The sequence below is a fragment of the Lachnoanaerobaculum saburreum DSM 3986 genome, from assembly GCF_000185385.1.
GTDB classification, from domain to species: domain Bacteria; phylum Bacillota; class Clostridia; order Lachnospirales; family Lachnospiraceae; genus Lachnoanaerobaculum; species Lachnoanaerobaculum saburreum.
Map to the genome: position 1 here is coordinate 1,192,769 of NZ_GL622296.1, position 8,988 is coordinate 1,201,756.

The following is an 8,988-nucleotide window of genomic DNA, read 5'->3' on the forward strand; positions in this document are numbered from 1 at the left end:
AAAATGGGTAGAAGTAGGAGAAGGAAAAAAAAGAGTAAAGCTTTTATCAGATATTTTTGCCTTTTTATATGTGCTGTTATCTTATTTACTTCTCTACTGATCGGAGATGACACCAAGGCTTATGGAGAAGGAAGAAGTGCTATATATAAAAATCCTATCAATCCGGATTATGAGAGCAATGATAACGGCGTAAAGACATCATTTAGATTTAGATTACTTAACAATTTGAGTGGAGAAGCAGAATACGGCTCCAATGCAATGTCACTTATATCTGTAAGTGATGAGGACAACAAAAGAAGTACAATAAAGAACTTTGCAGATATCCTGGATATGGATATATATAGCAATCTTTGTTTTTGTGCAAATATAGAAAACAGTTCCGGTGTTGACAGAAATATAAGTGTGGATATAATATTGCCTTCAGATGTGGACGGCAGTATTTCCACAATCAGACTTATTAACTCAAGTCTTGATATCTTTAAAGGAGATTTAACCGGTGTGGATATTAAGTATGAGATGAATGACGGCAGTGTTACAGAGGCACAAAGAAAATCAGGAAAGGAACTTGACTTTAATAAGGTAAAGACAATCAAGATAGACGGTAAAATATCTGCCGGGCAAAAATTTGAGGGTATTTTACCGATGGAAATCATTGAAAATAAGTCACTGCCTGAGAAAAAAGATGACTTTGTGGATGATCTGAAGACTATTGATGAGATAAATACCGATAATAACTTTGATTTTAAGATAAACTACAGATACCCAATCAAAAAAGAACTTGACCTTAGCATTGCTACCTGCCATGGAAGTGAGAGAGTTGAAGACTTTTCAAAAGGTAAGATAGTAGGTATAGCAAAAAGAGATGAGGAAAGCTATGATATACTGCCAAGTGATATAATAGAGAAATTTGGTGATGCCGATACAGCCTTTTTTTCAATGTTTACTGTGGATGAAAAAAGGGATGATTTTGTAAATGATTATTCCTTTGTAAGTGTGGATACAAAAGGTTTACAAGATTTGGTAAAGGACAGCGGATATTCATTGCTTATAGAAGATTTTGCATTGAAGAATAAATATGATTTTATAGCAGGTGAAAAAAAGCATATTTATGAAGACGGACTTGAACTGAACCTTGGTAAAAAGGATAAATACGGGCATATACTTTCAAAGGTCTATGTGGAATTTCAAAAGGTACTGGATTGCAGGGACAGTGAGGTGGCACTGGGCAGAGAATGGAATAAATTTGACAATCTGGTATCGGCAAGGCTTCAAAGTGACGGAAAAACAATAGATATAGATAGAGATAAGATAAAGGTTGAGAGCAATGTAGATACAAAGACAAAGGGCGATTACACTGTGAAATATTCCTATGAAATATTGCCGGATATCAGAGTAAGCAATATTGCAAAGGTAAAGGTAGTGGAGGATACAAAGACTCTACAGACTGATACTGAGAGCAAAGAGGGCAGCAATGTGAAAATTGAGTAATCTTTGCTTGCAATAGTGGCGGTTTAGTGATATTATAAAGTCAGTTTTGTATAAAATGGAGTGTAGATATGTTAAATAAGTTGATTTCAATAATATTTATTTTAGTGTGTGTTTTCCTGACGACGGTGGTACTGTTTCAGGAGGGTAATGAGCAGGGACTCGGTTCAATAGGCGGTATCGCAGATACATATTGGGGTAAGAACAGAGGACGTTCAGTAGAAGGTTTGCTTGAGAAGCTTACCAAGGTAGCTGCGGCACTGTTTTTGATTTTATCATTAGTTTTAAATATTGTTAAATAATAAAAAGCACTCACATGAGTGCTTTTTATTATAAGTTTATAAGGGTAGATATGTATAACATTGTAGAGAACAGAAAAAAAGTAATCATGGACTTTGTAGAAAGTCCGATGTATGTACCGATGAAAGAAAAGGAACTTGCAACCTTTTTCGGTATTGAAAAGGCAAAAAGATATGAGTTAAAAGAAGTATTACAAGAGTTGTTGCTGGAGGGAAAACTGGAAATAACTAAAAGAGGTAAGTATAAAAAATCCGAGAAGAAGTTTTTACTTGGTGAGTTTATAGCAAACCAAAGAGGTTTCGGTTTTGTAAAAGTAGAGGGTAGAGACTCGGATATATTCATACCGGCTGAATACACTTCCAATGCTATGAATGGTGATACTGTAAAAGTAGTTATAGATATGGAAAGCGGTGAAAAAAAGGCTGAAGGTCATATTATAGGTATAGAAAAACATGCTAATTCACAGGTTGTGGGCTACTATCAGAAAAGTAACAGATTCGGCTTTGTATTACCTGATGATACAAAGATCTTTAAGGATATATATATTCCACAAGGTAAAGGTAATGGTGCCAAGACCGGAGATAAAGTAGTAGTTGATATCACAGATTTCGGAAATGATAAGAAAAAACCTGAGGGCAAGGTAGTAGAGATACTGGGTAAGAATACCGATATAGGAGTTGATATACTTTCAATAGCACGCTCATTCGGACTTCCTGAAAAGTTCGGGGAAGAGGTGGAAAATGAACTGAAAAGTATTCCAAAAAAGGTGCTGAAAAAAGATATCAAAGGAAGGGCGGACTTTAGAGATAAGGTGACTGTGACAATAGACGGCGAGGATGCAAAGGATCTTGACGATGCAATAACATTAGAAAAAAATGGTAATGTATGGCATCTTGGAGTGCATATAGCGGATGTCACAAATTATGTAAGGGAAAATACCGCATTAGACAAAGAGGCACTTCAAAGAGCTACAAGTGTGTATCTTGTAGACAGAGTAATACCCATGCTTCCAAAAAAACTAAGTAACGGTATATGCTCACTTAATCAGGGCGAAGACCGACTTGCACTTTCATGTATGATGGAAATAGATGAAAAGGGCAATATAATAGGCCACAATATTTGTGAGAGTGTTATTAATGTAAATGAGAGAATGACTTACACAGCGGTCAATGAAGTGATTACAAACAGCAATGAAGAGACTGAAAAGAGGTATGCGGACTATATAGATCTGTTTAAGGATTTTAAGACTGTTTCAGATTTGCTTAGAGGAGCAAGGACAAAGAGAGGTTCTATAGACTTTGACCTGCCTGAGAGCAAGGTAATACTTGATAAAAACGGCAGAGCAATAGATATAAAGCCATATGAAAGAAACAGTGCTACAAAACTTATAGAAGACTTTATGTTGGCTGCCAATGAGACGGTAGCGGAGGATTTTTTTTGGCAGGATATACCGTTTCTTTATAGGGTTCATGAAAATCCGGATCCGGATAAGATGAAGAGTTTGGCAATATTTATAAATAACTTCGGCTTTACACTTAGAAGAAAAAATGATGAAGTGCCGCCAAAGGAAATTCAAAAGCTGCTTGTCAATATAGACGGAAGTGATGCAGAGCCTATAATATCAAGAATTGCACTTAGAAGTATGAAAAGGGCAAGATATGACACTGTTTGTATAGGACATTTCGGATTGGCTGCAAAGTATTATACACATTTTACTTCTCCCATCAGAAGATACCCTGATCTTCAGATACATAGAATAATCAAAGAGAATATAAGAAACGGGCTTTCAAGTAGGCGTATAGAACACTATAGGAATATTTTGGATGATGTTGCATTGCAGTCATCTAAGATGGAGAGAAGGGCTGAAGAGGCGGAAAGAGAGACTGTAAAGTATAAAAAATGTGAATATATGCTAAATCATATCGGAGAGGAGTTTGACGGAATCATAAGCGGAGTAACAAGCTTTGGAATATTTGTTGAACTTGAAAATACGGTAGAAGGCTTTATAAGGATGTCTGATTTGGAGGGCGATTACTTTGAATATAATGAAGCGGGATATGAGTTGGTAGGAGAATTTACAAAAAAGAAATTTGTTTTGGGTCAAAAAGTAAGAGTAAAGGTATATGATATTGACAGACTTGCAAAGAGAATTGACTTTAAACTTGTAAAGGAGAAAAATGGCAGAGGGTATTAAGGTTATTGCAAATAACAAAAAAGCATATTTTGACTATTTTATCTTAGAAAACTATGAAACAGGTATTGAGCTTTTTGGAACAGAGGTAAAATCTGTAAGAATGGGTCATGTTTCTATCAAAGAGTCATGGATAAGGATTGAAAGGGGAGAACTTTTTATTATGGGTATGCATATCAATCCATATGAGAAGGGCAATATATTCAATAAAGATCCTCTTAGAGTAAGAAAGCTTTTGATGCATAAAAAGGAAATACTTAAGCTTGATGCAAAGTTAAATGAAAAGGGGCTTACCATAGTACCGCTGAAAGTATATCTGAAGGGAAGTCTTGTAAAGGTGGAGATCGGTCTTGCAAAGGGTAAGAAAAACTATGATAAGAGAGAGACATTGGCTAAGAAGACACAGCAAAGAGAAATAGAAAAAGCAATGAAGAGAAGCATGAGATAAACATTTGTTCGATTTTATTCTTGACAAACATATGTTCTTGTTGTAATATTATTTACATAGAACAGATGTTTGGAGGGAATATGAGAAAATTATTTTTAGCTTTTATTTTTACATTGTTTTTGGTCAGTTTTTTGATAGGCAGAGCGAACACCACAAGGGCAGGTATGGACAAAGAAAATATAAGATATACCTCTGTGAAAGTGGAATATGGTGACAGCTTGGACAGCATATCAAGAAAATATAATAATATAGGAATATCAAATGCCGAGTATATTAAAGAAGTACTTAAAATGAACGGTATGAACTCGGACAGAGTACATCCGGGTTGCTTTATAGTTGTAAGCTATAAGGAGGAGTAAGGTCGGGGGAGATCAGCTCTCCCTCAGCTTTACAGCATTTCTGGCACTTTTTCGCCTGTCATCCTCTATAGCGGCATAGTGCTTTTTGGTAGTATTTACATCACTGTGTCCAAGTACATCGGCTACAAGATAGATATCACCGGTTTCTTTATACAGATTGGTGCCATATGTGGAACGCAGTTTATGTGGTGTAATTTTTTTTAGCGGACTTATTATTCTTGCATATTTTTTGACCAGATTTTCCACACTGCGTACAGACATTCTTTTGTTTTGCATTGACAGAAAGAATGCACCTTCATGTCCGCTTTCTTCCAAGATAAGGACTCTCTCATCAAGGTAGTTTTGAAGGGCTTCACTTACTTCGTCGGAGAAATATACAGTTACTTCTTTGCCGCCTTTTCTGTGTATCAATATTCCGTTATTTTTAAAGTCTACATCAGATATATCCAGTCCCACACATTCGGAAACTCTGATACCTGTGCCAAGCAGCAGCGAGAGTAGGGCTACATCACGCACTTTAGTCTTTTCATGGTATGCTTTTTGTCTGTCACTGAGTCCTTCACCTTTTTCTGCCTCATCAATCATCATAGCGACCTCATCTATATCCAGTCTTATTATTTCCTTTGAGTGAAGCTTAGGCAGTTGTACTCTTTCCATGATGTTTTCGTTTATTTTTTCCACTCTGTAAAAGTATTTGAAAACACTCTTCAGTGTGGATACTTTTCTTTTTATAGCATTTTCCTTATTTGAAATTTTTTTTCCTTCACTTTCACGATATTTCAGATATTCCATAAATTCTTCAATATCTGTGACAGACAAATTTTCAAGCACTGAAAGTGGTATATCAGTTATTTTAGAATATGTATTTTTTATACTTGGATTTTCATTCAGCAAAAACTCCAGAAAAACCTTTATATCATAAGCATAGGCGATCTGTGTTCGTGACTGTGTTCTTGGCTCAATGCCTCTAAAAAAGTCTTTGAAAAAGGCGGGCAACTCAGAGAGCATCTTTCTAAGTTTTTGAATATTATCTATATCTACTTGTTCACTGTATTTGAAATCCGACATAAACTCTCCTAAATAAATGTAGTAACTATTATTTTCATATTATAACAAAAAACTATAAAATTATATAGAGTTATGTTTTGATTTGTGTTATTATACTATCGTCGCAGGTAGTTAATTTCATATAGATAAGCGATATATGAGACCAAAAGGAGGTTTTTACCAATGAACTATTTAGAAATTGAGAAAGTAATCGGAAGAGAAATACTTGACTCCAGAGGAAATCCTACAGTTGAGGCTGAGGTTTATTTGGCAGACGGAACAATCGGAAGAGGAACAGCTCCGTCAGGTGCATCTACAGGTGAGTTTGAGGCACTTGAGCTTAGAGACGGTGACAAGTCACGCTACCTTGGAAAGGGCGTTTCAAAGGCTGTTGAGAATATAAATACAACTATCAATGATGTACTTGTGGGTATGGATGCATCAGATACATATGCTGTGGATAAGGCTATGATAGAGGCTGACGGTACAAAGGACAAGTCAAAACTTGGTGCAAATGCAATCCTTGCAGTATCTATAGCTTGTGCAAGAGCTGCGGCTATAGCACTTGATATTCCTTTATACAGATTCCTTGGAGGCGTTAATGCAAACAGACTTCCTGTTCCGATGATGAACATCTTAAACGGTGGTGCCCATGCATCAAACAATGTAGATGTACAGGAATTTATGATAATGCCTGTAGGAGCTCCAAGTTTTAAGGAGGCTTTAAGATGGTGTGCAGAGGTATTCCACAATTTGGCGGCTCTTTTAAAGGCGGAAGGTCTTGCTACAAGCGTAGGTGATGAAGGCGGTTTTGCTCCAAACCTTACAGGCGGTGATGAGGAAGCTATCGAGTTTATACTTAAGGCAATTGAGAAGGCAGGTTACAAGCCCGGTGTTGACTTTATGATCGCTATGGATGCGGCTTCAAGTGAGTGGAAGACAGGTACAGTAGGTAAGTACAAACTTCCGAAGGCAGGTACGGAGTTTACATCGGCAGAGCTTGTTGAGCATTGGAAGAAGCTTATTGACAAGTATCCGATAATCTCTCTTGAGGACGGTCTGGATGAGGAAGACTGGGAAGGATGGAAGATCTTTACAAAGGAACTTGGAGGAAGAGTTCAGCTTGTAGGTGACGATTTGTTTGTTACAAATACAGAGAGATTGGAGAAGGGTATTAAGAACGGCTGTGCTAATTCAATCCTTATCAAGCTTAACCAGATAGGTTCCGTTTCCGAGACTCTTGAGGCTATTAAGATGGCTCATAAGGCAGGTTACACTGCAATATCTTCACACAGATCAGGTGAAACGGAGGATACAACTATAGCTGACCTTGCTGTAGCTCTTAATACATGTCAGATCAAGACAGGTGCACCTTCAAGATCGGAGAGAGTTGCCAAGTACAATCAGTTGCTTAGAATTGAAGAGGAACTTGGAGAAAGTGCTGTATATCCGGGTATCAAAGCATTTAATGTAAAGAGATAATCTTATATAATTTTAAAAGACCGGTTCCGGGTTTTACCCGGAGCCTTTTTAAACTCAAAAAACCACCTTGCGGTGGCTTAATTATTTTGTACCGAAGATTCTGTCACCTGCATCTCCAAGTCCCGGGCAGATATAAGCATCCTCATTAAGCTCTCTGTCAAGATGCCCGACATAAATCTGTACATCGGGATGAGCTTTTTCAAGTGCCTTAAGTCCTTCAGGAGCGGCGATTATACACATAAACTTTATTTTCCTGCCGCCATGCTTTTTAATCTGTGAGATGGCATCTATGGCTGAACCGCCGGTTGCAAGCATAGGGTCTGTGACAACAATTATTCTCTCTTCAATAGGTTTTGGCAGTTTACAGTAGTATTCCACAGGTGTATGAGTTTTTTCATCTCTATAAAGTCCGATATGTCCTACCTTTGATGCAGGAACAAGATTCAGGATACCGTCTACCATACCGAGTCCGGCTCTGAGTATAGGTACAATAGCAAGTTTTCTACCTGCAATCACCTCAGTCATACAAGTTTCAAGCGGAGTCTCCACCCGGACGTCCTCCATAGGAAGGTCATTAAGTGCTTCATAACCCATGAGCATGGCAATCTCTTCAACTAAAGCTCTGAATTCATTGGTTCCGGTATTCTTATCACGAAGCCTTGAAATCTTGTGCTGAACCAACGGGTGCTTATTAATATAAACTTTTGACATTTTTCACCTCAATCTTTAATTTAATTCTCCTTATTATAGTGCAAAAAAACATATAAGTACATAGAATTATTTTGTTGCGGGAGAATACTTTACAAGAACATAGTCGCCAAGTTCATGCGGTACAGGAATGGCTACAAAAATATCACCGCCTGCTTCATATGAGAATACCTTCGGGAAAGCTTCATTTATATCATTTTTTTTGACCAGCGGAAAGTCTGCATCTTCTATCAAAGTCTTCAACATATCCACACTTAAACTTTTTTTGTATTCGGCAAAGCCGGCAGCCTGTGCATTAGAAGCATTCTCAAGTACCACATCATCAGACAGTATATAGTTTGCAAGTGTAAGCGGGTCAACAAAATCGGACAGTCCGATACTCTTGTCACTTTCAAGGTCTATATTATTTGTGAAGATAACATTATTGTTACCGCTTTTTCCGGTATATACAATACTCACTCTCTTGCCGCTTTGGTTCTTTATATTGTATTTAAGCTTTACATCAGAGCCGGGAGAAGTGGCAAATGATTTTAAACCGAGTTTGGCATTGTCGGAAATCATAGTGTTTAATGAAGTATCATCCTTACTGCCGGTGAGCTTTGGATAAGTTATTTCACTCTTATCCTCAGAAAAACTCTCCGATTCTTCAGTGACGCTCTTTTTAGTATCGGTTTCAGCAGGTTTATTAAAATCCTTGGATAAGGTGCTTTCACTGCCTGCCGTAGTTGTGGGAGACATAGCCCCTTTTGCTTCAGTTGTCATAATACTTTTTATATCGGCTGTTTTTCTTTTTTTACAGCCTGCAAAAAGTAAAGGCAACGCAACTATTGTCAAATATAAAAATAATCTTTTCATTTTCCCTCCATATAAATTGATATCTATAATTGGCATATACTATTATACATTAAATTAAAGAAAAGAAACATTAAATATAAATTAGATTTTGTATGATAAAAAGAGAGAGTACT

Annotated in this window: 9 protein-coding genes; 6 read left to right on the top strand and 3 right to left on the bottom strand. The window is 37.0% G+C overall.

Translation table 11 applies throughout. From position 1 onward, the window contains the following. Positions 1-3 precede the first annotated feature (3 nt). The 5 genes from HMPREF0381_RS05590 (at position 4) to HMPREF0381_RS05610 (ending at position 4,783) form a co-directional block, all read left to right on the top strand. On the top strand, positions 4-1,488 hold the full coding sequence (locus HMPREF0381_RS05590; protein ID WP_008750945.1) for a bacterial Ig-like domain-containing protein: 1,485 nt from the start codon (positions 4-6) through the stop codon (positions 1,486-1,488). A 68-nt stretch (positions 1,489-1,556) separates the two neighbouring features. Further along, a complete protein-coding gene (secG, locus tag HMPREF0381_RS05595) occupies positions 1,557-1,787 on the top strand; it encodes a preprotein translocase subunit SecG (protein WP_008750946.1) in 231 nt (76 codons plus the stop codon). A 14-nt stretch (positions 1,788-1,801) separates the two neighbouring features. Further along, entirely contained in the window at positions 1,802-3,979 is a 2,178-nt protein-coding gene (gene rnr, locus HMPREF0381_RS05600) for a ribonuclease R (RefSeq protein ID WP_008750947.1), read from the top strand. Beyond that, the gene (gene smpB / locus HMPREF0381_RS05605; RefSeq protein WP_008750948.1) at positions 3,963-4,424 is read left to right on the top strand and encodes an SsrA-binding protein SmpB; all 462 of its coding nucleotides are present in this window, start codon (positions 3,963-3,965) and stop codon (positions 4,422-4,424) included. The genes rnr and smpB overlap by 17 nt, the downstream gene beginning before the upstream one ends. Before the next feature lie 80 nt (positions 4,425-4,504). Next, positions 4,505-4,783 carry a LysM peptidoglycan-binding domain-containing protein gene (locus HMPREF0381_RS05610; protein WP_207635179.1) on the top strand — a complete coding sequence of 93 codons (279 nt, stop codon included), beginning with the start codon at positions 4,505-4,507 and terminating at the stop codon, positions 4,781-4,783. Positions 4,784-4,795: 12 nt separating this feature from the next. Here HMPREF0381_RS05610 and HMPREF0381_RS05615 read toward each other — a convergent pair whose 3' ends face one another. Next, positions 4,796-5,851: a tyrosine-type recombinase/integrase gene (locus HMPREF0381_RS05615; protein WP_008750950.1), complete on the bottom strand. Its 1,056-nt coding sequence runs from the start codon at positions 5,849-5,851 to the stop codon at positions 4,796-4,798. Positions 5,852-6,013: 162 nt separating this feature from the next. On the opposite strand from HMPREF0381_RS05615, the gene eno reads away from it, so the two are divergent. Beyond that, positions 6,014-7,312: a phosphopyruvate hydratase gene (gene eno, locus HMPREF0381_RS05620; protein ID WP_008750951.1), complete on the top strand. Its 1,299-nt coding sequence runs from the start codon at positions 6,014-6,016 to the stop codon at positions 7,310-7,312. An 81-nt stretch (positions 7,313-7,393) separates the two neighbouring features. On the opposite strand, the gene upp is transcribed toward eno, so the two are convergent. Both upp and HMPREF0381_RS05630 read right to left on the bottom strand, forming a co-directional pair. Continuing rightward, positions 7,394-8,023, bottom strand: a complete 630-nt coding sequence (gene upp / locus HMPREF0381_RS05625) for a uracil phosphoribosyltransferase (RefSeq protein ID WP_008750952.1) — start codon at positions 8,021-8,023, stop codon at positions 7,394-7,396. A 66-nt stretch (positions 8,024-8,089) separates the two neighbouring features. Then, a complete protein-coding gene (locus tag HMPREF0381_RS05630) occupies positions 8,090-8,875 on the bottom strand; it encodes a hypothetical protein (RefSeq protein WP_040461195.1) in 786 nt (261 codons plus the stop codon). Between the last annotated feature and the right edge of the window lie 113 nt (positions 8,876-8,988).